We start from the raw sequence: 516 nt of genomic DNA, 5'->3' as shown, positions 1-516 counted from the left end.
TGATAGCGCCGATTTTATTCTTGCTGCAAGCGACAAGCTGGCCGCTCGATTTCCGGATAATAAAACCACAACACTGCCACACGGGGTCGATTTCAGTCTATTTTCAACGCCTGCAGAAAAGGCAAGCGACTTGCCGAACAATGGCCGTAAAATCTTGGGTTTTTATGGCAGTTTGTCTGACTGGCTGGACTATCGTTTGATCGACCAAGTCGCCCAACACGCACCGGATTGGGATTTGGTTTTTATTGGACCGAATGAGTTTGCCCACAATCCATTACCACAGCGAGATAACGTTCATTACTTGGGGCCTCGCGCGCATCATTTATTGCCAAGCTATTCCCAACACTGGGACGCAAGTTGGCTACCGTTTGTCGACAACGCACAAATCAAAGCGTGTAACCCGCTCAAACTTTTGGAGTATTTAGCAACGGGTACGCCCGTTATTAGCACGCCATTTCCGGCTCTGATGCCTTACAAACACATGTTACACATCGTCGCCGACGTCGAAGACGTGTG

Annotated in this window: 1 protein-coding gene; it reads left to right on the top strand. The window is 49.0% G+C overall.

Features of this window, described 5'->3' with window-relative positions:
- The coding region (locus tag R7093_RS28175) for a glycosyltransferase (RefSeq protein ID WP_318147400.1) at positions 1 to 516 on the top strand (516 nt) is incomplete at both ends.

This window comes from Vibrio sp. 1580 (assembly GCF_033340055.1).
Note: the sequence above shows the minus strand (reverse complement) of the source record. Positions and strands in the feature narration are given on the sequence as shown.